We start from the raw sequence: 23,566 nt of genomic DNA, 5'->3' as shown, positions 1-23,566 counted from the left end.
TTTTTTATCGTCTGGTGGATGAGAATGAAAATACAATTTTTCCCATATGGAATTGAGCGGATTTATCAAAAACCCCATCTAGAAAATTTAATTATTCATTGAAATGATTTTTTTTCACTTAATAAAAAAGCCCTCATTAATGAGTAATGCCAGTCAGTTAAGAAATTGACTGGCATTTTCTTGGGTATTTCTGTGGTTTTCCTTTCACAACTCGTGGGCAACTTCTAACCCTCCTCTCAGGCAACACATACCTCTTAGATTTCTCCAGTAAACTTTCTAGATGTTTGGGTAAATTCCCTGCGGAGTCTAAAGAGTCAAATCTTAATATATTCAGGATACCGATAGATGCAATATGAAAGCTGATTCTCAAAGGACTGACTTTTGCTCGTTGAGCCATATGTTTCATTTGTCTTCTTAGAATATTATAGGCAATGAAGACCCCCCATAATTCTTGATAAATTAAATCAGGTTGCTTGCTCCTCAAATGCTTGCCTTCCTGTAAATCACTTTTGATTTCTCGGTAACACATTTCTATTTCCCAGCGCTGGGCATAAAGCTTCGCCAAGCCTATCAGTGGATATGCCTTTGAATCCATTAATGAAGTGATATAACGTCTAATTTTCCCTGCCTGCTCAACTTCAATCAAACGCGCTTCCCAATATTCTCCTAATGATGGATTTAGCTTCCTGGCTCTAGCTGAAAGAGGCATTTTGATTTGAAAGTCATGCGGGGAATTACGTTTAATGATCTCATAGCGTAAATTATCTTTTGCTCTCATTAACCAATGACTGGCTTCTACTCGTGTTTGCCAGTCAATCAAGAAATCAGCAGAGAAATAGGCTCGATCAAACAAGGTAATACTATGCGATGGAGGACATAATCGATTTGCCAGTGTAAGTTCACCCTGATCCATGCTACCTATTTGGGCATCAATGATTTCATGGGTGCTGGTATTTACCAGGCAGGTTGCTCTCACTTGTGGATAAGGGGCTGCAGCGGTTTTACCCTTAGATGAGCCAAAGTGTTCAAAATTCTCGTCTGTATAAGGCATAGACCAAACCACCCCGTCAACAGCACATACACTAAGGCCATGAAAGTTTGAGTATTGCTGTTGGGATTCTTCAAACCAGGCTTGGCTGAGTAGAGAAAACAAGGTATTCAAGGGCTCTCGTCCTAAACGTTGTCGTGCTTGCACTGCTGCACTGGGGACACAATATTCTGTTGTACCAAACACAAGTTTTAGTTGCTCTACGACATACCCGATCGGTTGATCTCGAAATAGGGCAAGCCCAATTACCAGCCATACCACATGTTCGGCAGGTAATTTTCTTCTCCTGATAGAAGCCTTACCTGTTTGATGTAGGCTTTCTTTAATCCAGTTTAAATCAATGAGTTCACTGAAATGGCTGAGTGAAGGCAAAGAATGTTGAAGGGTGCAATCTAAATTTTCAGATAAAGTCATAAAAAAAATGAGCGTATTGGCATACACTCATTTTTACTACATTTTTCTAATGTCTGCTTAACTGACTGGCATTACTCATTAATGAGAGCTTTTATGTCAATTCAATCTAGCAAAATAGCCTAATAAGATATTTAAAATGGGGTGCAATTAATCGTTAAACGTCTCATTTAAAGCAGTTTGAACCGCTTCAACCCGGGCCTTGCAAGCTTTATAGGCAGTCATGGATTCTTCCACGATTTTCATCAAGTTATCAATATCCGGTTCTTGCTGAGATTCGAGCAGTTCCGCATTCTTTTTCAAGATGTCATAGCCTTGTTGGAAGCTCAAAGTATCATGATTCATGAGGAAGTACCTGTATAAGTTGTGCTGAAAAAATGCCGTCATGTAATTCGACTTCAACCAGATCGCTGGACTGAATCTGTTGAATAGAGGCAACCATATGTTCTTGCTGGCGCACGATGGCATAACCCTTGGATAAAACATGTTTAGGATTTTGTAGTAGCGTTTCCCGCATCAGGGCATCGAGCTGTTGATTGATGAGCAGGGTATGCTGTTGGGCCAGACTGGCAGTATTGGCCTTGATCTGTTGCAGACGTTGCAGCGCATCCATAATCTGGTTATTGGCCAGACTTTGAATCAGTTTCAAAAATTGATCATTCTGATTTTGATAAGCCTGAATCTGTTGCTGAGATAAACGCTGAATGCGCTGTAGATAATTCAGGACATCCTGGGTTAGTTCAAAGATATGATTGCGGATTCCTGCAATGACTTTACTCGGAGTATCAAAGGAGCGATGCGCAATCTCATCCAGAATGGTGCGGTCTTTTTCATGTCCGATGCCGACCCAGACCGGCACCGAACGCTTGCAAAGCAGTGCAGCCAGATCATAATCATTCAAATAAGCCAGATCATTGACTGCGCCACCACCTCGTATAATCACAATCAGATCCGGTGCTGTACTATAAGTCTGTGCCCATTGTTTAAGTGCTTGTGCCAGACTGTACATAATACTTTGCGGGGCAGTATTTCCCTGAAAAGTCGCACTGTAATAGATAAACTCACACACTTGCGCACGCTGCAGTGCATCGGCATCTTTTTTAAAATCTCCCAGGCCTGCTGCATTTTCGGGAGCAATCACCAGAATCCGGTTCAGGTCAAAAGGGCTGGGCAAGTTTCTATTGCGCTGAATCAGTCCTTCAGTCGCCAACCGCTCAACAATCTGCTGATAACGCCGGGCAATATCCCCAAGGGTATAGCCCGAATCAATCTCGACAATATTTAAAGAAAAGCCATATTGCGGATCGAAATTGGCTTTGACTTTAATCAGCACTTTCAGATCGCGACTTAACTCAATTCCGCTTTCACGTTCAAACTGCGTGACAATTTTCTGGGCACTAAATTTCCAGATGGTCGCTCGGCAACTGGCAATCACCTGATCGCTATCTGCTTCTTTTTCTGCCAGCTCCAGATAATAATGGCCGGCTTTAATGCTTAGATTACGAATCTCGGCTTTGACCCATACTGGTGTATCGAAAGTGAGTTTGACTACTTCCTGAACCGTAGCAAGATATTCCTTGAGGGAGAGTTGAGGGTCGTTTGTCATGCCAATAGAAAGTTTAAAATTCAATCAAATATTAAATCAATCCAGCACAGATCACAAATCTAAAAATGAAGTCATATTTGATTTGTGTAATGACAATGCAATGCTATTGAAATGCATAATCACTTAGTTCAGGCGATTCGTCTGGGATTTTCGTATTTTGGAGAGGTTCTTCTCTTCTGTTTATCTTGTTCATTGAGAGAATTTATAGCGTTGAAGTCGTTAATTCACAAAGGTCCTATTTCTATTCTTTAATAGACTTCCTTCATAAATCATTTTTCAATCAATTTAATTGTTTATCTTTCACCCAATCTAAATTGTATATGCCAGCAAGTAAATTAAACCGCAGGTTTAATCTTTTACGACGATTTCTATATACACAAGATAAAATCTTAAAACATTTCATCCTTCCAAATACATGCTCTACTTGAATTCGTCTACGACCAATCTCTGTATTTAACTTTTTTAATTCAGAATCTAATTTTTCAGTTTTCTTTGCTTTAGATGGCATGAGGTATCCAAAACCCAATTTTTTTATCCCTAAATACCCCTTATCAACGATAAAAAAGGGCTTAAATTTTAATTTCCTCATACTTTTTTTAAATATTTTAAAATCATGCATGCTTCCATGACTTCCACATACACTCAGTATTTCACCTGTTGTATAGTGCATAGATAGCTGAAATTTAAAGGTATGTCGCTTTTTTTTACCGCTATACCATTTCTTCTGTTTTTTTTGGACGTTGAACTAATATTTCAGTTGCATCAATCACAACAACTTCCCAATCCACTTCATCTCGATTAGGAAGTTGTTTTGGCAAGTTAAATTTTCCAGAACGGATTAAGGTATCTTCAATAACACGTGTGATACGAATTGCACTCGTTTCAGATACACCGTAACTCATACCAAGATGGAAAAATGTTCGATATTCTCTCCAATATTCTATACATAAGAGCAAACGATCTTCCAACGGTAATTTATGCGGTCGTCCTTTACCAATATGACGAGGTAAATGCTTATTTAGCTCGGCCAACATGAGGTTAAATGTAGCCCAACTAACACCGGTAAGCCTACGAAACTTAACGTTTGATAATTTTTGAATATCTTTGAATTTCATCCAAGGATTATCTCTTGAATTAAATAATTTTGCTGATTAATTTAAGATCAAATAAATTGTACGTTTTTTGATTTATGACGGAAGTCTAATGAAAAAGTACGGTTAAAAATGTACACAGACTTGTGTCTGGCAAGGACAAGGAAATATGCTAAATTGGTGAAGAATTATTGAAGAAGAATAGGCTCTCATGAAAAAAACAATGCTGTTCGGTTTGCTGGCTGTCGCTCTAAGCGCATGTACCACCACGCCGCAATCTGAGACGGAAGCTCCTAAAATAGGTTCAGCGAATCCTGCAAGCGCTTATTGTGTCAATCAGGGTGGCAAGCTTGAAATTCGTACTGAAAGCAATGATCAGGTGGGATATTGCCATTTAAAGAATGGTCAGGTGGTCGAGGAGTGGGAATTATTGCATATGAATCAACCTAAATGTATTGCTGATCAGGCGACAGCGTTGGTCGGTCAGTCCAATTTGACTGAAGCGCAAATCAAGCAGAAAACTAAGGCACAAATCGTACGTATGGTCGAACCGGGTCAAGCGGTGACGATGGATTATCGTGAAGAACGAGTGACTGTAACTGTAGATCCTGCAAGTAAAAAGATTATCGAGGCTTCATGCGGTTAATTACACAAAATGAAAAAGCCCATTGATGGGCTTTTTTTAATTCATTACAACTGGCATTTTGAAATGACAAATCTTCCCCGATCTTTTATATTGCCCCTCGGAAGGAGAAATTCATGAAAAAGTTATTGGCTTTATCGTTTATGCTGGCGCTTGCCGGTTGTGCCGAGAAGAAACCCTTAACCCCTGAAGAGCAGTGGCAAGGTTATTGTCGAAGTGTCGGTAATGCGGCGCGTACCATTATGCTGGATCGTCAGAATGCGATTGAGAAAGAAAAAGCAATCGAGCATGCCAACAAGATCGACGACGAAACCACCAAAGGTTTTATCCTGAATATTATTGATGAAGTCTATGCAATTCCAGCCGAAGAGATTAAGGCAGATGTAAAAGCAGCCCGTGAAAAAGTCCGCGCTGAATTTACTGCAAAGTGTATTGCGACACCGCATGATGAATTACCAGATTACAAACCGTTCTAAGGAACGGTTTTTTTATATCTGGATAAAATTATCCAACCCATATTTCCCATTAAACGTATTTAAATATAAGCATCTTCAAAAGACTAAATAATAAAAATAGCTTAAGCAAAATGTACACGTTGTGACAATTTCTAAATCTAAAATATAGAAATACTTATCTTTATATTGAATAATGAATTTAACTCCAATTAACCGAGGAGTAGCACAATATGGAAGTCGTAAGATATTTGCATCATTCTGATCTGCTGCTGGAAGATGAAGAGGGCGTGGTCATTATTGGCGGCAGTCGCTATGTACTCAGCGTCGGTGACAAAGTCGTTTTAAAGAAGATACTAGAACAAGATAAAAAGCTTTATCAGGTTGATATTTCCTTTGCCAGCAATAATCACAGTAGCACCTATGAAGATGAATGCGTGGTGAAATTCCAAGGCTGCCGAGACTCATATCAGCAGTATTTAAACTCGACCACTGTACACTAAGGTGGAGTATCTTTTTAACTTCAAATCAGGCAACATCAGGGTTGCCTTTTTTATGCATTAAATTCAGTTAAAAGGGCCTATTCATGGGCTTGTTTCGTGTGGTGTAAGCTGGAACTGATTATGGAATAATCATTAAGAGCATCATTTAGTTATAAAATAACGAGCATCACGAAGAAACACTTGAGTTGCATTAACTTTTAACTGGAAATTTAGTAAAATTTCGGAGTCCATATTATTTATGAAGCTTGGAATAAGCAGGAATTCATAAGTAATTTTTTAAAAAAGAGGAATAACACTGTGCTAGAAGCTTACCGCCAACACGTTGAAGAACGTGCCGCACTCGGAGTCCCACCGAAGCCACTTGACGATGCCCAAACAGCTGCATTAGTTGAACTACTAAAAAACCCGCCAGTTGGTGAAGAAGCATACTTGGTAGATTTGCTTGAAAACCGTGTACCAGCAGGTGTTGACCAAGCTGCATATGTAAAAGCTGCGTTCTTAGCTGCATTGGCAAAAGGCGAAGCAACCTCTCCACTCGTTTCTAAAGAACGTGCTGTTTACTTACTAGGTACTATGCTTGGTGGTTATAACGTAGCGCCTTTAGTTGAACTTTTAGACAATGCTGAGCTTGCTGAACTTGCAGCTGAAGCATTGAAAAAAACGCTTCTTGTATTTGATGCATTCCATGACGTTGCTGATAAAGCAAAAGCTGGTAACGCAAATGCTCAAGCAGTTATGCAGTCTTGGGCTGACGCTGAATGGTTCACTAGCCGTAAAGACGTTCCTGAAGAAATCAAACTGACTGTTTTCAAAGTAACTGGCGAAACCAACACTGACGACTTGTCACCTGCACAAGACGCTTGGAGCCGTCCAGACATTCCATTGCACGCAAATGCAATGTTGAAAAACGTACGTGACGGAATCAATCCAGAAGTTCCTGGTGAAGTGGGTCCACTTAACCAGATTAAAGAACTGATCGCGAAAGGCAACCAGGTTGCTTACGTGGGTGACGTTGTTGGTACAGGTTCATCTCGTAAATCTGCAACTAACTCTGTACTTTGGTTCTTCGGTGACGACATCCCGCACATCCCGAACAAAAAAGACGGTGGTTACTGCCTAGGTTCTAAAATCGCTCCGATTTTCTTCAACACCATGGAAGATGCGGGTGCATTACCGATCGAGATCGATGTTGCCAACATGAACATGGGCGACGAAATCGTTCTTAAGATCGATCACGCTGCTGCTAAAGTAACTGCGTTCAAAGACGGCGCACAAATCGCTGAAGCTGAACTTAAAACTCCAGTACTTCTAGACGAAGTTCGTGCTGGTGGTCGTATTAACCTGATCGTAGGTCGTGGTTTGACGACTAAAGCGCGTGAAGCTTTAGGTCTTCCAGTATCTACAATGTTCCGTACTCCGGTTCAGCCTGCTGCAACTGGTAAAGGTTTCACTCAAGCTCAGAAGATGGTTGGTCGCGCTTGTGGTCTTCCTGAAGGTCAAGGTGTACTTCCAGGTACTTACTGTGAACCTAAGATGACTACTGTGGGTTCGCAAGATACAACTGGTCCAATGACTCGTGACGAATTGAAAGACTTGGCTTGCCTAGGCTTCTCTGCTGACCTTGTTATGCAATCTTTCTGTCATACAGCTGCGTATCCAAAACCAGTTGACGTTCAAATGCAACACACGCTTCCTGATTTCATCATGAACCGTGGTGGTGTTTCTCTACGTCCAGGTGACGGTATTATCCACTCTTGGTTAAACCGTATGCTTCTTCCAGATACCGTTGGTACTGGTGGTGACTCGCATACTCGTTTCCCAATCGGTATTTCATTCCCGGCGGGTTCTGGTCTTGTAGCGTTCGCTGCAGCAACTGGTGTTATGCCTCTTGATATGCCTGAATCTGTACTTGTGAAGTTCAAGGGTAAAATGCAGCCTGGTATCACGCTACGTGACCTTGTACATGCAATTCCTTACTACGCAATTAAGGAAGGCGACCTAACTGTAGAGAAGAAAGGTAAGAAAAACATCTTCTCTGGTCGTATCCTTGAGATCGACTTAACAGAAATGGAAACTGACCTGACTGTTGAGCAAGCATTCGAGCTTTCTGATGCTTCTGCTGAACGTTCTGCTGCTGGTTGTTCTATCACGCTTTCTGAAGAGAAAGTTGCTGAATACCTTCGTTCAAACATCACCATGTTGAAGTGGATGATTTCTGAAGGTTATGGCGATGCGCGTACTATGGCTCGTCGTGTTGAGAACATGGAAAAATGGTTGGCTAACCCAAGCCTGATCAAAGCGGATGCTGACGCTGAATACACGAAAGTGTATGAAATCGATCTTGCAGACATCAAAGAACCTATTCTTTGCTGCCCGAACGATCCAGATGATGCGAAACTTCTTTCTGATGTTCAAGGCGCGAAAATTGACGAAGTATTCGTTGGTTCTTGTATGACGAACATCGGTCACTTCCGTGCGACTGGTAAGTTACTTGAGAAAGTTCCAGGTGGTGCGTTGTCAACTCGTTTGTGGATTGCTCCACCTACGCGTATGGACGAACATCAGTTGATGGAAGAAGGTTTCTATAACATTTATGGTAAAGCTGGCGCGCGTACTGAAATGCCAGGTTGTTCATTATGTATGGGTAACCAAGCACGTGTAGCTCCGAACACGACTTGTGTATCGACTTCTACGCGTAACTTCCCGAACCGTTTAGGTCAAGGTGCTAACGTTTACCTGGCTTCTGCTGAACTTGCTTCTGTTGCTGCTGTATTGGGTAAATTGCCTTCTCCAGAAGAATACCAACAGTACGCAGCTCAAATTGACAGCATGTCAGCTGACATCTATCAATACTTAAGCTTCGACAAGATGAGCGAATATACTAACGCCGCTAAAGACGTTGATACGAAGAAAATTGCTGCTGCTCAGTTGACTTAATGAGCTAGGGTTAAGAAAAGTCGAAAGGCTTTTCCCTAGCGCAAGAGCAAATCTATGATTTGCTTTGAAAATTAAGTAATAAGCGGTATAAGATAAGGGCTGAGTAATCAGCCCTTATTTTTTGGTCGGTCAATAATGAATGCTTTCATGAGATGGTTTGAGGAAGTCCGGTTAGTGCATGGATTTCTTTTATGTTGTTTTTTCGCTGTTTTGTTTGCAGGTCTACTAAATCTATTCAAAGATTGTTTCAGCGAAGAAATATTTGGAATTATAACTAATGTAAGTATTGCTTTAGCAGCAAGTATATTTGTTTCTTTTTTGTGGAATAAGGTAATTTTTGATGCAACTAAACATTATAAGAAATCTGGCATATTAGATTATTTTGATGATTTTTCAAAAGTAGAACAGAAATTAAAAAAAGAATTTCGAAATTGTAAAAATATTGAAATTTTCTTCATGTATGGAAGTACTTTTTTAAATAGTAATAGTTCACTTATTAAAGAAGCATTAGCCAAAAAAAATAATGTAATAACTTTTATGTTAGCAGATAAAGAAAACCCATTCTTAAAATCATATCAGAATTATTGGGAATACCCACCGGGGCGATTTGAAGAACTGATTGATACTACTGTAACGAATCTAATTAAATGGCATCAAGATATTCCATCACATGAAAGGGCACAATTATTTATATATAATAGGACTTACGCATTGACGGATTCAAAAAAGTATTAAAATAGTTTATAAAGTATCTGTGATCAGACGAACTAAACATGCTTCTACAGCAACTTGTACATTACCCATTTATATGGGCTTTCTCATGACAGAACCGAACTCTATTAGCTGCACACAACTTGCCGAGACTTATAATATCTCGCATGATAGTGTAAATCGCTTTCTAGAGCGTGAAGACTACACACCTCACGACCTATATCAAGAAGCAATTCAACATATTGATAATAATAAACTTATAGTCAGTATTGATGATACTGTTTTAGATAAACCATATAGTCAACATATGGACTTGGTTAGCTATTTTTGGTCAGGCAAACACCACCGATCCGTCAAGGGGATTAATCTCATTACCTTGTATGCGACAGATCAGAATGGTCAAAATATTCCAATTAATTTCCGAATTTATGACAAATCTGAGGGTAAAACCAAGAATGATTACTTTATGGATATGTTAAGTGAAGTACTTAGTTGGGGTGCAAAGATTCAATTTATTACAGGTGATAGTTGGTATTCATCGACTGCAAATCTAAAAACCATAAGAAAACATGGTATTCGATTTATGTTTGGTATCGACTGTAACCGTAAGGTTTCCCCTGAAAAAGGACAATGGTTTCAACTGCGTTTATTGCCGAATTTCCATCAGGGTCAAGTGGTCTGGCTCAAAGATTTTGGCTTTGTACAATTATTTAAGACTCAGTTAAAAGAACAGCAGAGGTTTTATATTGTGTATCAAGATGAAGATGATTTATTGTCCTTTGAGGGTTTTCATGAATTACATTCAAGTCATTGGAAAATAGAACAATATCACCGAGTGATTAAACAGGTTTGTCATATTGAAAAGTTTCAAGTAAGACGGTCTAAACTGATTTTGAATCATATTTTTTCAGCCTTAATGGCCTACGTTGAGATACAAAAGAACCAGTTTGAGGGGATCTTTGAAAATGTATATCGTTGGCAGAAGAAATTATTTAGACCAATGATCAAAACTTCATTGATGACTTTATTCTCGATAAAAATCATCTGCTACCACAGAGAGTCTATAAATAACAGTGCGTAAGTCCTATATAAGTACACAAAAGGATGTTTTACTTATAGCTATTATAAAATTGATGATAAAATATATTTTGTTCCTAATAAAGCTGTCTCTGAAAAAACGTTTAAGCCAATTACTGTTTTTGCAAGAAAAACCACAGACTCTAATTGTTTATATCAAAGAGTAACTCGTGAAAAAGATGCGATGATCTCGACTAATGAGTTATCACAAATTTATCCTACCTAGGTTTATATAATGTATTGTGTTCTAGATTTAGAAACTACAGGTATTAATCAGTTTTATGATCAACCAATTGAGATTGGTGCAATACTAGTAGATAAGAATCTAAAAATTCTTGATAGATTTCATTCATATATGCATATTCCTGAAACACTGAAGTTTTCTAATTCAGCTAAAGAAACTCATGGATTAGATGAGAGTTTTCTCAGAAATAAGCCGACTCAAGCTATGGTATTAAAAAGATTTTTTCATCAATTTGGATATGATTTTAGATTTGTAACTTGGAATATGTCTTTCGATATTGGTTTTTTTAGGCGTATGTGTTATGAAAATAATTTTCAAAAAGAATTCGATAAACTCAACTATAGACATTTAGATCTACAGTCTATGTTTTTCTATTACTGTGAAAAAAAGGGATACCTTAATTTAAGATCCTTAGATGATGCTTGTCAACATTTTGGAATTTCTAGAAGCCAATATCACAATGCTCTAGAGGATGTACAAATTACTTATAATGTATTTAAAAAATTAATGTCTAAAGTAGATTATTAACTTGGCTGATTAGAAATGCCCAAACAATCCCGCTTCCTCTGTATCGGTGGCTTCCTCAACGGAAGCCAAGTCAAAGACCAAGGTGACAGTTTTATCTGTGTCGAAAAAGGCAAAAATGTCACTTATACCAAAAAGGAAATCTTCCATCCTGATTCATGGGATCACGACTATTATGTTTGTGAAACGACCACAGACAAACAGGCACGAAATTGGGTTTATGACATTGAGACAAAATAATATTTAATTCGATAAAGAAAGACATGGGTTGGCGTTATCGTCAGCCCATTTTTATATCCGTTTTAAAATATTCAGACAATAAAAAGCCCCATGGTTAGGGGCTAGTCGTATATAGGTCAAGCCCATATACTGTAAGAGGCTCATCTCAAACTGCGTGTATTAGAACACAGCAGCCTGAAAATAACCATCTAAATCTGATTTAAACAGCCAATTGCTGTTCAATCACCGGCCATAAATTCTGATGCGACTTTTTAAACATCAGCATATGACCAATGTTTTTATACGCATAACTTTTAGGTCTAAGTTCAATTATCTGGGTTTTTGCGTTTGGATATAAACGTAGTAAATCTTTCACATTGGCTTCGGTGGCAATTTCATCATCCGATGACCAGATTGAGGTAATCGGGCAGGTGACTTGAGCATGATAATCATGGGATGGTGCAATATTTTTACCAATCGCGTTGATTACATAACCCGGTTTACTACAGAACTGCGCCCATTCGCGAGCTACATCTTTCGGCAGGTTTTCACCCATACCAATCGCTTGAGTCGGGCCATAGCCTTTAGTGAAGCGTGCCAGTGGGAAAATGACATTAAACATCACTGGCGCAAGTAACTTGGTTTTGCCTTTGAGTCCTTTCACATGTCCGGTAGAGCCAGAGACAGCCACCACTTTTGCGACTTTATGATGATTTGGTACGATTCCTAAAAGCTGACCACCGGCACTATGTCCAAGTAGTATCACTTTTTCTGCATTAGTACGCGTTGATAAAGCATCTATTGCGGCCGGTATATCCAGTTGACCCCATTGCACAATACTGGCTTTTGAATTTTTCAACGGGCCATGTAGTGAATCACCAATCCCCGGAAATCAAAGACCATAACCGCATAGCCTTGCGCTTGTAACCACACACAAAACTGATGATAAAACTGTTTAGTAATGCCAGTTGCCGGGCAGACTAATACTGGAAGTTTGTCAGTTTCAGAAATAGCTGCATAAAAACGTGCACTTAAGCGATAGCCATCTTGGCACTGGAGAGTCAATGTTTCAAATTCAGACATACGTTACACTATGATTTTTATCATCCCATGAAGCTTTTACTGTATAGATTTTTAGCAGGGTAGGTCGGGGAAAACATGACTTTAAAGTCAGTCAAATAATAAACATGGAATGATCTTATGCAGCTAATGGAACTTGAGCTGGCCGTTAAAATCGGCATTATTTTTAGTGGAATCTTCTTGTGGATCGGGATGTTGACCGGTGTCTGGAAATATTGGCAGATTCGTCAATCGCCTCAGTCACGTGCACATTATTATGTCGATATTGCCCATCGTAGCAGCCTGCTTTATGCACCTGCGACCTTAATTCTGGCAGTATTGGCCTATTGTTCAGTATTGCCGAGTAGGGTGAATCTGATTTGCGTACTCATTAATATAATATTTTTCAGCTTCTCGATTGCCGCTTATATGTTGCATGGTTTCCTGCAAGATACGACGAATCAGTTTAAACAGCCGCATCAACTGGGTAAATTTCATTTGCCTGGAAGTTTAATGACTTTCGCCATGCTGGGTTTAATTGTTGCAGAATTGGGCGGGACAGGGATTTTGCTCTATGGAGCATTTGCGGGATTATTTTAATCTTCTTTTTATAGTTATTCTGAAAGGATGCTGGAATGATTGAAAATTAAAACACTTTTTTCACCAGATGGATGACTGGCCATATCATCCATCTGGGCTAATTTAAAATTTGATTATCGGTATTTCTGGTCTATGGCAGCCCATAGGAAAAATGCAGCTGAGACAATCAGTGCATAGCCAAAGTATTCAAGTTTTAAATTACCTTGAATTAAGCAATGAACGGTTAAAGTCAGCATGAGTGCAAAAGTGGTGCATATAAATGTCACCAGATTGGTGTTGTTGGCTTTAAGAGCGTCAATGAAGACTTGCTTGTTGAAATGTAATGATAACATCTCCATCCCTCCCATTTATTTATGTTATTGAAGATTAAAGCAGATTTAATCAGTCAGAATTGAATATATAGTTGTACTGTTTAATTTGGGCCTTTGCAACTGCCGTGGCAGGCTTTTACAGTCAAAATGGCCATCTTTAGTCGTATAACTACATAATCACTTGATTAGGCAAGAATTATATTTTCAGATTTCACCTCCAGTTAATTTTGGAAATAAGATGTAGTCATCATTTAATTAATGCGACCAGATAGAAAATGCAAATTTTACGCCAAAGATATGTAGGGTTAATCAATACTTTGTAAGTCTGCGTATGACTCGGAAGGGAACTTGGTTTAAGTTGGCAACAATAAGTATCTAACATCAGAAAATCAAAAGTTCTGTTTATATTTATATAAAAAATAAAATAATTAAAGTGCGATCTTATTTATAGAAACGATTTTTTATAGAAAATCTTAGTATCAAGATTTACAGCGGTGATTTGATGTCATCATTAAGAAACAATAAATGTCCGTTTGGATAAAACCTGACAATTATTGATCACGCTCAAACCGGATTTTGGGTAAAAATACGATTTTTCAGACATCCTAGAAGTTTTAGTTTCTAATACGGTCAATCACAGCTGTAATCAGCAATACAATCATGGACGGGATAAACCAGGCCAGATTCTGATCTGATAGAGGTAAATTTTGCAGTAATGCAGGCAATTCAAAACCAGCGACTTTTAATCCATCAAAAATACCAAAGATCAAGGCCACCAGGGTCACTGGCGCAATCACATGAGATGGTTTCTTGAAGAAGCTTGCACAGAAGCTCAGCATAATGACGCTAATGGCAGGCGGATAAATCGCACTTAAGACTGGAACCGAAACAGCGATCAGTTTGGTTAAACCCAGATTTGAAATCACCAGTGAGAAGCCCACCAGAATAAATACAAAGATCTTGTACGGAATTTTGGTCAAGCTGGAAAAATACTCAGCGCAGGCACAGGTCAGACCAATTGCAGTGACCATACAGGCAATAAAAATCATGCCGGACAGGAAGTAAGCACCCATATCGCCAAAAGCATGTTGTACATATGCATGCAGGATAATGGCACCATTGGCTGCATTTGGTGCAATCTCATGGCTACCTAGTCCAAGTTTAAACAGACTTAAATACACCAGAGTTAAACCAATACCAGAAATAATGCCGGCATTCACTGCATATTTGGTAATCAGTTTTTTATCGGTTACACCACGTGAAGTAATGGCTTTAACAATCACAATACCGAAAACTAAAGCGCCCAAAGTATCCATGGTTAAATAACCATTTACGAAGCCTTCAGTCACTGGACTGGTAACGTAATTATCGATCGCTGCAGGCGGATTGCTGGCAGGAATCATCACGGCTGCTACACCCAAAATGATCAAAGAAATAATTTTAAGTGGCGACAGGAAATAGCCGACGGTATCCAGAATCTTATTGGGATATAAGGACACGATGGTCACCACAGCAAAATAGATGATGCTGTAAATGAGCAGGCTGCCAGATTCATTACCAAAGTAAGATGAAAAACCGATTTCATAAGAAACGGTTGCGGTACGCGGCGTCGCAAATAAAGGGCCAACAGCTAAGTAACAGATTACAGTCAGCAAGATGCTGGCTGCTTTGCCAAGAGGCGAGCTTAGTGCCTGAATGGAACCTTCAACGCGAGACAACGCAATAATGGTAATCACGGGTAAGCCGACTGCTGTAATAAGGAAACCTAAAGCAGCGAGCCATACGTGTTCACCGGCTTGTTGAGCCACAATCGGTGGGAAGATAATGTTGCCCGCACCAATAAATAGTGCAAAGGTCATAAAACCTAGGGCGACAATATCCCGGGTACGCAGACTTGTCATAAAGGGAGATCAATAGAACAAAAGAAAGCGATTTTAGTGTATATGTCCAATTTTTTGGAGTTTATTTTAAGGCTGGAAGCCTTGATTCTAGTGAGTTTGCGGATCACATAACCGGTCATTCAAATCTTGGTAGAAATATATGTTTGATAATTCGCTGAAAAATATATTTTTCCTTACAAGCTCAAAAAATATCTGCACTTGATATCAAAATATGTCAGTTATTGTTTGTACAAATAAACAGCAGTGAAAATTCCTATTTCAAGGAAAATTGCTGTGCCGAAACTCAACAACTGCGACATATTTCGCAAAAAAGGGATTATAATTCAGGGATTCATAGTGAGGATAGGTATATGCGCGCTCCAGCGATTAGTCTTAAAACTGAGCAAGATGTTGAAAAATTGCGGATATCTGGGCGTTTGGCTGCAGAGGTTTTAGCGATGATCGGGGAGCATGTCAAGCCAGGTGTCACCACTGAATATCTGGATGATCTCTGTCATGATTTTATTGTAAATACATTAAAGGTGACGCCAGCCAATATTGGCTATTATGGCTATACTAAAACCACCTGTATTTCACCGAATGAAGTGGTTTGTCACGGCATTCCATCATCGAAAGTCGTTCTGCAGGATGGCGATATTATCAATATTGATGTTGCCATTATTAAAGACGGTTATTTTGGTGATACAAGCCGGATGTACTATGTTGGAACTCCTTCTCCAGAAGCCAAGCGACTGGTCAATACCACCTATGAAGCCATGGTGGCCGGGATTCATGCGGTGAAGCCGGGCGCGACTCTAGGTGATATCGGCTATGCGATTCAAACGGTCGCACAGCGTGAAGGCTATTCCATCGTGCGCGAATATTGCGGTCACGGCATCGGTAAGGTCTATCACGAGCAGCCAAACATTCTGCATTACGGTCAGCCAGGTCAGGGCATTAAACTGGTTCCAGGCATGGTGTTTACCATTGAGCCGATGGTGAATATGGGAAAAGCCCGCGTCAAAGAGCTGAAAGATGGCTGGACTGTAGTCACCACGGATAAATCCTGGTCGGCGCAATGGGAACATATGGTCTATGTCACCGAAACCGGGTTTGAAGTCTTGTCGCCTTGGCCTGAAGGCACAGGTGAGTATCCGGAAATTTAAAATATTGATTGAATGATCTTTATTCAGATAATCCACTTACATAAATTACAACTCACTCGTTCTTGCTGACGAAAACATACAAAACACTACATTAAACAGTGGTTTAGGATTTTATATCTGATTAAACTAAGAGTCAGATACATAGGTTCCCTTTTTTTCGCTCACTATGCTGTAGTGAAAGTTTCTCTAGCTCATTTTTCCCCAAGAATGAGCTATTTTTTTGTCTAGTTTTTCTCAAAAGTACTTCATTTAGCGCCGATTTAATTCAGCGACCAGATAATCAATAAAGACCCTTACTGCAGGTAATAAGCCGCGACGTGAAGGATAAACCACATGGAAAATACCATGCGGTGCTTTCCAGTCAGGAAGCACTCGAACCAGTTCACCACTTGCCACGTACTGCTCGACCACGTTATCTGGCAACAAAGTGACGCCTGAGCCTGACGCGGCCAGTTGTGCCAGCATATTTAAGTCAGAACCCATAACCGTTGGACTGACACGAATTTTTTTTTGTTCCTGCTGTTCATTTTGTAAGGTTAGAAACTGTTCGGTATGGTCTTCGGCCATACTTAGGATTTTATGTTCAGCCAGTTGCTCTGGGTTTTTTAGTTCACCAAATTCATTTAAATAACCCTGACTGGCGAATAAATGCTGCTCAATTTTTTCAAACTGGCGGATCACCAGATTTGGGTCATCATCCAGGCTGGAACGGACACGTAAGGCCAGATCAAAGCCTTCATTGATAATATCGACCCGGCGATTGGTGATCATCATCTGGACTTTAATTTCAGGATATTTTTTCAAAAAATCCGGCAGAATTTTTGCCAGTTCGTTCTGGGCAATAGAGACTGGCAGACTGACTTTAATGGTTCCGCGCGGTTCGGTACTCAGATGGTCCACCAGATCATGCGCCGCCTGTGCAGCACTCAGCATAACTTGGGCATGCCGGTAAATATTCATACCGATATCGGTGACGGCAAAATGACGCGAACTGCGCTGAATCAGACGTACACCCAGGCGCTCTTCCAGATTAAACACCCGACGGCTGAGTTTGGATTTGGGAATATCGGTTGCACGTTCGGCTGCACTAAAGCCGCCATGTTCCACCACCTGAGCGAAACAGTAAAAGTCATCCAGATCAGACAGCATGGTTTAATTCCATTCTTGCAACGATAAGTTGATTAAAAATTGATTGTTGCATACTGTCAATCAGAGAATGCAGCATATAAAAAAATCTAATTCCCGGATTTAAGTAAACCTAGCAGTGTTTGCATGCCGTCGGTCGCGTTTTGGGAGATCTTGTAAAACTGTCCAGGTAAATGCTGCTGCTCGGCTTTCGGGTCGATGTAATAGGCCTGACAGTTCGCAGGAATCTCATGAATTAACCCGGCAACTGGATAAACCTGCAAGCTGGTGCCAATCACCACGAAAATATTGGCATCCTGTACACTGTCTTGAGCTTCTTCATACGCGGGCACGGCTTCACCAAACCAGACCACATGCGGACGTAACGGATAGCCTGCCTTACAAAAGTGTTGATTTAAATCTAATTCAGCACTTTCAATTGGATAAAACTCGGTCGTGCTTTGTGCATCGGGGCCTGAGCTTTTGGCCAGACGAATATTGCCATGTAAATGGATCACCTTGGAGCTGCCGGCACGTTCATGCAAGTCATCAATATTCTGGGTGATTACATGCACATCAAACTCATCTTCAAGATTGGCAATCACTTGATGGGCTGCATTCGGCTGTGCTTTCAGAATATTTTTACGACGTGCATTATAAAAGCGTTGCACCAGTTGCGGATTTTTGGCCCAGGCTTCAGGTGTGGCAACCTCTTCAATCCGGTATTGTTCCCAAAGTCCATTACTGTCGCGAAAAGTATTAATGCCACTTTCGGCGCTCATGCCTGCACCGGAAAAGACCACCAGTTTCTTCATTGTTCTATCTCCTGAATCTTTAGGCAGCTGAAGTGCTAGATTGCGAATTTTCTTTTAAGAAGATGCCAAGTTCTCGGGAAAATTTTAGCGGTTCAGTCAGTAAAGGTGTATGGCCGGATTTGCTGAAAAGTATCTGTTTGGCCTGAGGCAGGCTTTCTGCAATCAGGCGCTGACCTTCAAAAGGATATAGCTTGGATTGTACGCCGCTAAAGAAAGTCACCGAACAGCTGAGCTGGGCCAATGCCTCTCGGTAATCCTCACGATGGTATAAATAATTGTTGATATACCACGCCATATAATCCACCCGGCTGGAAGGCATTAACAGACTTTGCAGGCGAGGTTGATTCAAAATGAATTCGAAAGCTTTCAGACTATATTTTTGTTGATTTTGTAGCTGAATAAACTTTAGCCATAGGGCGGCAATTTGTTTACGGACAGAAACGTCAAGATCACGGATCAATTCAACTTGCTGATATTGCGTAAGTAGGACAGAGAGCTGCTGCAGGATGTCGATAAATTCCTGATAACGTGGACCAAAAAGACCAAAATCCCAGGCATCATCGACCGGAATTTTGGGAGTCTGATCAATGTGCAAATAAGCAGAAATCTGACTGGCAAAGTTGTCATAATGCATGCCGTGCATTGCGGTGGTTGCACCCATGGAATAGGCAATGACGATGACTTGATCTAATTCTAGCTGGGTCAGAACTGAACGCACATCCAGCCAGTGACTGGAAATTGCATCGAGATCTTGCGGAATTTTACAGCGACTGGAAGCCCCAAAGCCGCGCCATTCTGGAATAATGAAACAGAAATTTTTCTGATGCGGATAGAGAAAAGCTTTCCATTGCCAGCTCAGCATGCCAAGTCCAGAGAGTACCAGTACCGGCTGTCCCCGACCGTATTCGCGTACAAACAGCTGTTCACCATCGGGCATGCGATAAAAGGGCATGTGTGTCTCCGTATTTATAATTGTTGTGCGTCAAATTGTTGCAGTCGCGGAATAACCTGTTCCAGCCAGGAAATCCAACCCAGTTCCTGATCAATTCCCAGTTGCAGAATCATTTTATGAATATATAAGGTACGGTCAGTTTCGTCCGCTTGAGCAAAGTCCTTGGCAAAAATCTGCTGATAGGTTTTCAATTTCTCTTTATGCAGTTCCAGATGGCGTTCCAGCTCTGCCAAAGTGTTATTGCCACCAAGTTGGGCTTCGGCACGTAAACGTACCATCAGCTCTTCACGTAATTGTGCTGGTGGGCTCTGTTGCAACATCCAGTTGGCCAGTTCTTCGCGGCCCAGACGTTCTACCTGATAAGTCTTTTTGCGGCTATTCGAGTCTTCCTCTTCTATCGTCGAAATCCAGCCTTTTTGCAGCATGGCATTCAGCTCGCGATAAATCTGCTGATGAGTGGCATTCCAGAAGAAGCCCATGGAACGGTCAAAACGGCGAGCCAGTTCGATTCCGGTGCTAGGTTTTTCAATCAGGCTGGTCAATAAAACATGCGCTAAAGACATAAACGTCTCAAAAAAGTGACTCGGGATTATTATGCAACATGTTGCATAAAAATCAATTCTGGCATATAAATTAGTGCAACAAGTTGCATTAAACTGGAAAGATTGAGGGATCAAACTGCCAGTTGCTAAAACAATAGCCAGCCTAAACGCATGCTCAGGAGTTGAAATGTCTAAATATCCGAATTTACTTGCCCCATTGAACTTGGGTTTTACCACACTTAAAAACCGCGTATTAATGGGTTCCATGCACGTTGGTCTTGAAGAAGCACCCGGCGGATATGATCGGATGGCAGCTTTTTATGCAGAGCGCGCCAAAGGTGGAGTCGCTTTAATCGTCACCGGCGGGATTTCACCAAATGATCATGGCGTAACGTTTCATGGCGGTTCCAAACTTGACACCATTGAAGAAGCTGAAAAGCATAAGGTGATTACCCAGGCCGTACATGAAGCGGGCGGGAAAATTGCCATGCAGATTCTGCATACCGGACGTTATTCTTATCAGGCTGAAAATGTCGCGCCATCCCCAATTCAGGCACCGATCAATCCAGTCAAACCGCATGCTTTAACTTCGGCTGAGGTGCAGCAAACCATTGATGATTTTGCCAATTGTGCCAAGCTGGCTCAATACGCCGGTTATGACGGTGTAGAAATCATGGGCTCGGAAGGCTATCTGATTAACGAATTTATTGCAGCACGTACCAACCATCGTGATGATGAGTGGGGTGGAAGCTATGCAAACCGCATCCGTTTCCCGATTGAAATCGTACGCCGTACACGTGAAATGGTCGGTGAGAACTTTATCATTATTTATCGCCTATCTATGCTGGATCTGGTCGAAGGCGGTTCAACTCTGGAAGAAGTCATCCAGTTGGCCAAAGAAATTGAAAAAGCTGGTGCCACCATTATCAATACCGGCATTGGCTGGCATGAAGCGCGTATTCCGACGATTGCCACTAAAGTGCCTCGTGCAGCCTTCACCTGGGTGACGCGTAAGCTGAAAGGTCAGGTGAAGATCCCTTTAATCACTTCAAACCGTATCAATACTCCGGAAATGGCTGAATATGTATTGGCGTCTGGTGATGCTGATATGATTTCCATGGCCCGTCCGATGCTGGCAGACTCTGAGTTTGTCCTGAAAGCGGAGCAGGGTCGTAGCGATGAGATCAATACCTGTATCGGTTGTAATCAGGCCTGTCTGGATCATATTTTCTCAATGAAAATTGCCACCTGTCTGGTCAATCCACGTGCCTGCTATGAAACAGAGCTCATTTTTAAAGAAACCAATGTAGCAAAAAATATTGCCGTGATTGGTGCGGGTCCTGCAGGTTTAAGCTTTGCTGTATATGCAGCAAATCGCGGTCATCAGGTGACGGTATTTGAAGCCGCTGCTCAGATTGGCGGGCAGTTTAATATTGCCAAGACCATTCCGGGCAAGGAAGAGTTTTATGAAACCTTGCGCTACTTCAAGCGTCAGATTGAATTACAACCACGTATCAAATTGCAACTGAATCATAAGGCGAGTCTGGAAGAGCTGGCTCAGTCAAGCTTTGATGATATTGTGGTGGCAACAGGCGTGACACCACGTCAACTTGAGATTCCAGGTATTGATCATGCAAAAGTACTGTCTTATCTGGACGTTTTGAAAGAACGTAAGCCAGTGGGTCAGCGAGTTGCCATTATTGGTGCAGGCGGTATTGGTTTTGATACAGCCGAATTCCTGAGTCATGAAGGAGAAAGTGGCAGTATCAATCCGGAAAAATTCTATGATGAATGGGGTATTGATACTGACTATGAAAATGTCGGTGGCTTAAAAGCTGCAAATGTAGAAAAACCGCAACGTGAAATTTATTTATTGCAACGTAAAGCCGCTTCAGTCGGCGCAAGTTTGGGTAAAACCACAGGCTGGATTCATCGTACTGGTTTAAAACACCGTGATGTGAAAATGATTGCGGGCGCCAGCTATGAAAAAATTGATGATCAGGGCTTACATATAGTCGTGAATGACAAACCTGCGGTACTAGAAGTCGATCATGTGATTATTTGTGCCGGTCAGGAATCTTATACCGCCATGTTTGATGAGCTAAAAGCAGCCGGGAAAAATGTGCATCTGATTGGTGGAGCGAAAGAAGCGGGTGAGTTGGATGCCAAACGTGCCATCCGTCAGGGTGCTGAATTGGCGGCGGTGATTTAATTTAAAAACGTCAAGCTTTATTAACCTCTCCCTTGCGCAGCAGTGCTACTCATCTCCTATAAGGCATAGGTATCTACACAATTCCTGAACTTTGCGTTAAATTGAAGAGCATGCTCTTCAATTTAACATCTCTGGCCTGGATCAGCGTCTTGTCAAGCGCTATAACAGCCTTGTAAAGCTCAATATGAACCCTCTTGCTTCACTTGCTCCGGCAATCAAAGACCTGGCTTCTGCCCAAAAGTCGAGTTTCGCAACCACACAAGCGGTCTGGCGATTCCTGAATAATGACAAAATCTCTTTTAGTCAGTTAAACCAGCCAATTGAACATCTTGCATGTGAACAGATCAAGGCATCACCGCATCAATATGCATTGATTGTTCATGACTGGTCTCAGCTACAGTATGTGAAACACCATCATAAAATTCAGCGCCTGCAAAGAACCCATCAATATGATTCAGGCTATGAATTGCAAAGCAGTCTGCTGGTTGATGCAGCCTCGGGACTACCTATTGCGCCACTGGCGCAGACACTATCAGATGCCTCAGGCTGCTATTCCACATTCAGTCAACACTCTGCTGGGCGCAAATCTCATCTAGATTCACTTACCGAACAAATCAAAGTGATTGAACAATATCCCATTGAGAAAACATGTGTTCATATCATTGATCGTGAAGGTGACTCCATTGCCCACCTAAGGGAAATGAGCAGCCAGGGTTTTAAATGGCTGATTCGGGCGAAAGAAGGCCATCGAATTGAGCATCAGGGCAAAACATGCAAAGTTGCAGAAGCCGCAGAACGAGTAGAAACGCAGCAGGTCCAGCCGATTGCCTATAAAGGAAACCGGCATATGTTGCATGTGGGAGAAACTGCTATCCGGATAACACGTGCAGCAAAACCGAAGAGAAATGACGATTCAGGCCAACGGGTTGCTCCCCAGCCAGGGAGTGCGATTGAAGCCAGATTAATTGTTGCCGTAGTGAAAGATGATCAGGATAAGACCGTCGCAAGATGGTCACTAATCAGCAATGTTCCATCAGAGATTACTACGGTAGAGATGACGACCTGGTATTACTGGCGCTGGACAATTGAATGCTATTTCAAGCTGCTCAAGCAGGCAGGTCATGATATTGAAGCATGGCTTCAGACCAGACCTGAAGCCATTTTAAGGCGGTTACTGATTAGCTGTATGGCTTGTGTTTTAACTTGGCGAATCCAGCGTTCTGAAGATGAACACCATCAGAAAATTCGTGTATTTCTCACCCGTCTTTCAGGTCGGCAGCAGAAAAGAGGTAGGTTGGAAAGTGCACCTGCCTTATTGGCAGGGCTTTCGATTTTACTGAACACTCTTCAACTGCTCTCGGAATATTCAATAGATGAACTCAATGAGATAGCCACAATGGCATTAGGTATCTCATAGATGTGTAGATACCTATGCCT

The 23,566-nt window shown here is 41.2% G+C and carries 21 protein-coding genes and 3 pseudogenes; 12 read left to right on the top strand and 12 right to left on the bottom strand.

Features of this window, described 5'->3' with window-relative positions; all coding sequences use genetic code 11:
• Window positions 1-157: 157 nt before the first annotated feature.
• The 5 genes and pseudogenes from HGD77_RS08820 to HGD77_RS08800 all read right to left on the bottom strand — a co-directional run bounded on the left by HGD77_RS08820 (window position 158) and on the right by HGD77_RS08800 (window position 4,099).
• A complete protein-coding gene (locus HGD77_RS08820; RefSeq protein WP_004729329.1) occupies window positions 158-1,462 on the bottom strand; it encodes an IS4 family transposase in 1,305 nt (434 codons plus the stop codon).
• A 147-nt stretch (window positions 1,463-1,609) separates the two neighbouring features.
• Complete coding sequence (xseB, locus tag HGD77_RS08815; RefSeq protein WP_004278752.1) at window positions 1,610-1,804, bottom strand: exodeoxyribonuclease VII small subunit; 195 nt, start codon at window positions 1,802-1,804, stop codon at window positions 1,610-1,612.
• On the bottom strand, window positions 1,794-3,065 hold the full coding sequence (xseA, locus tag HGD77_RS08810) for an exodeoxyribonuclease VII large subunit (protein WP_004645376.1): 1,272 nt from the start codon (window positions 3,063-3,065) through the stop codon (window positions 1,794-1,796). Before xseA ends, xseB begins: the two co-directional genes overlap by 11 nt.
• A gap of 280 nt (window positions 3,066-3,345) precedes the next feature.
• Window positions 3,346-3,738 (bottom strand): annotated as a pseudogene (locus HGD77_RS08805) (transposase family protein); the annotation flags it as partial.
• A 37-nt stretch (window positions 3,739-3,775) separates the two neighbouring features.
• A complete protein-coding gene (locus tag HGD77_RS08800) occupies window positions 3,776-4,099 on the bottom strand; it encodes an IS5 family transposase (protein WP_032031561.1) in 324 nt (107 codons plus the stop codon).
• Window positions 4,100-4,367: 268 nt separating this feature from the next.
• Here HGD77_RS08800 and HGD77_RS08795 point away from each other — a divergent pair, with 268 nt between their 5' ends.
• The 8 genes and pseudogenes from HGD77_RS08795 to HGD77_RS08760 all read left to right on the top strand — a co-directional run bounded on the left by HGD77_RS08795 (window position 4,368) and on the right by HGD77_RS08760 (window position 11,488).
• Entirely contained in the window at window positions 4,368-4,802 is a 435-nt protein-coding gene (locus tag HGD77_RS08795) for an I78 family peptidase inhibitor (protein WP_004645375.1), read from the top strand.
• Between the two features lie 113 nt (window positions 4,803-4,915).
• Window positions 4,916-5,275 (top strand): hypothetical protein, encoded by a 360-nt coding sequence (locus tag HGD77_RS08790; RefSeq protein WP_004645374.1) that lies wholly within the window; start codon window positions 4,916-4,918, stop codon window positions 5,273-5,275.
• Between the two features lie 209 nt (window positions 5,276-5,484).
• A complete protein-coding gene (locus tag HGD77_RS08785; protein ID WP_004645372.1) occupies window positions 5,485-5,754 on the top strand; it encodes a hypothetical protein in 270 nt (89 codons plus the stop codon).
• Window positions 5,755-6,051: 297 nt separating this feature from the next.
• Complete coding sequence (locus HGD77_RS08780; protein WP_004645371.1) at window positions 6,052-8,691, top strand: bifunctional aconitate hydratase 2/2-methylisocitrate dehydratase; 2,640 nt, start codon at window positions 6,052-6,054, stop codon at window positions 8,689-8,691.
• Window positions 8,692-8,826: 135 nt separating this feature from the next.
• The gene (locus tag HGD77_RS08775; RefSeq protein WP_228761423.1) at window positions 8,827-9,426 is read left to right on the top strand and encodes a hypothetical protein; all 600 of its coding nucleotides are present in this window, start codon (window positions 8,827-8,829) and stop codon (window positions 9,424-9,426) included.
• Window positions 9,427-9,445: 19 nt separating this feature from the next.
• A pseudogene (locus HGD77_RS08770) lies at window positions 9,446-10,473 on the top strand (transposase).
• Window positions 10,474-10,714: 241 nt separating this feature from the next.
• Window positions 10,715-11,251, top strand: coding sequence for a PolC-type DNA polymerase III (locus tag HGD77_RS08765; protein ID WP_004645369.1), 537 nt, complete (start codon window positions 10,715-10,717; stop codon window positions 11,249-11,251).
• Between the two features lie 15 nt (window positions 11,252-11,266).
• On the top strand, window positions 11,267-11,488 hold the full coding sequence (locus HGD77_RS08760) for a hypothetical protein (protein WP_004645368.1): 222 nt from the start codon (window positions 11,267-11,269) through the stop codon (window positions 11,486-11,488).
• Window positions 11,489-11,687: 199 nt separating this feature from the next.
• Here HGD77_RS08760 and HGD77_RS08755 read toward each other — a convergent pair.
• A pseudogene (locus HGD77_RS08755) lies at window positions 11,688-12,550 on the bottom strand (alpha/beta fold hydrolase).
• A 117-nt stretch (window positions 12,551-12,667) separates the two neighbouring features.
• On the opposite strand from HGD77_RS08755, the gene HGD77_RS08750 reads away from it, so the two are divergent.
• Window positions 12,668-13,126: a hypothetical protein gene (locus HGD77_RS08750; protein ID WP_004645285.1), complete on the top strand. Its 459-nt coding sequence runs from the start codon at window positions 12,668-12,670 to the stop codon at window positions 13,124-13,126.
• A 113-nt stretch (window positions 13,127-13,239) separates the two neighbouring features.
• Here the strand turns inward: HGD77_RS08750 and HGD77_RS08745 are convergent, their stop codons facing one another.
• Together HGD77_RS08745 and brnQ are read right to left on the bottom strand one after the other, a co-directional pair.
• Window positions 13,240-13,458, bottom strand: a complete 219-nt coding sequence (locus HGD77_RS08745) for a hypothetical protein (RefSeq protein WP_004645284.1) — start codon at window positions 13,456-13,458, stop codon at window positions 13,240-13,242.
• 593 nt (window positions 13,459-14,051) lie between these two features.
• Window positions 14,052-15,338: a branched-chain amino acid transport system II carrier protein gene (gene brnQ, locus HGD77_RS08740; RefSeq protein WP_004645282.1), complete on the bottom strand. Its 1,287-nt coding sequence runs from the start codon at window positions 15,336-15,338 to the stop codon at window positions 14,052-14,054.
• 350 nt (window positions 15,339-15,688) lie between these two features.
• Here brnQ and map point away from each other — a divergent pair, with 350 nt between their 5' ends.
• Window positions 15,689-16,483 carry a type I methionyl aminopeptidase gene (gene map, locus HGD77_RS08735; RefSeq protein WP_004645281.1) on the top strand — a complete coding sequence of 265 codons (795 nt, stop codon included), beginning with the start codon at window positions 15,689-15,691 and terminating at the stop codon, window positions 16,481-16,483.
• Between the two features lie 249 nt (window positions 16,484-16,732).
• On the opposite strand, the gene HGD77_RS08730 is transcribed toward map, so the two are convergent.
• The 4 genes from HGD77_RS08730 to HGD77_RS08715 form a co-directional block, all read right to left on the bottom strand.
• Entirely contained in the window at window positions 16,733-17,632 is a 900-nt protein-coding gene (locus HGD77_RS08730) for a LysR substrate-binding domain-containing protein (RefSeq protein WP_004645280.1), read from the bottom strand.
• An 86-nt stretch (window positions 17,633-17,718) separates the two neighbouring features.
• A complete protein-coding gene (locus tag HGD77_RS08725) occupies window positions 17,719-18,423 on the bottom strand; it encodes an SIR2 family NAD-dependent protein deacylase (protein ID WP_004645279.1) in 705 nt (234 codons plus the stop codon).
• Window positions 18,424-18,442: 19 nt separating this feature from the next.
• On the bottom strand, window positions 18,443-19,375 hold the full coding sequence (locus tag HGD77_RS08720; RefSeq protein WP_004645278.1) for an alpha/beta fold hydrolase: 933 nt from the start codon (window positions 19,373-19,375) through the stop codon (window positions 18,443-18,445).
• A 14-nt stretch (window positions 19,376-19,389) separates the two neighbouring features.
• Window positions 19,390-19,938, bottom strand: coding sequence for a PadR family transcriptional regulator (locus HGD77_RS08715; RefSeq protein ID WP_004645277.1), 549 nt, complete (start codon window positions 19,936-19,938; stop codon window positions 19,390-19,392).
• 166 nt (window positions 19,939-20,104) lie between these two features.
• On the opposite strand from HGD77_RS08715, the gene HGD77_RS08710 reads away from it, so the two are divergent.
• Both HGD77_RS08710 and HGD77_RS08705 read left to right on the top strand, forming a co-directional pair.
• Complete coding sequence (locus HGD77_RS08710; protein ID WP_004645276.1) at window positions 20,105-22,129, top strand: NADPH-dependent 2,4-dienoyl-CoA reductase; 2,025 nt, start codon at window positions 20,105-20,107, stop codon at window positions 22,127-22,129.
• Window positions 22,130-22,313: 184 nt separating this feature from the next.
• Window positions 22,314-23,546, top strand: a complete 1,233-nt coding sequence (locus HGD77_RS08705) for a transposase (protein ID WP_004730312.1) — start codon at window positions 22,314-22,316, stop codon at window positions 23,544-23,546.
• The last annotated feature ends 20 nt before the right edge of the window (window positions 23,547-23,566 follow it).

The sequence above is a fragment of the Acinetobacter sp. NEB149 genome (genome assembly GCF_012516415.1).
Taxonomy (GTDB): domain Bacteria; phylum Pseudomonadota; class Gammaproteobacteria; order Pseudomonadales; family Moraxellaceae; genus Acinetobacter; species Acinetobacter lwoffii_V.
Note: the sequence above shows the minus strand (reverse complement) of the source record. Positions and strands in the feature narration are given on the sequence as shown.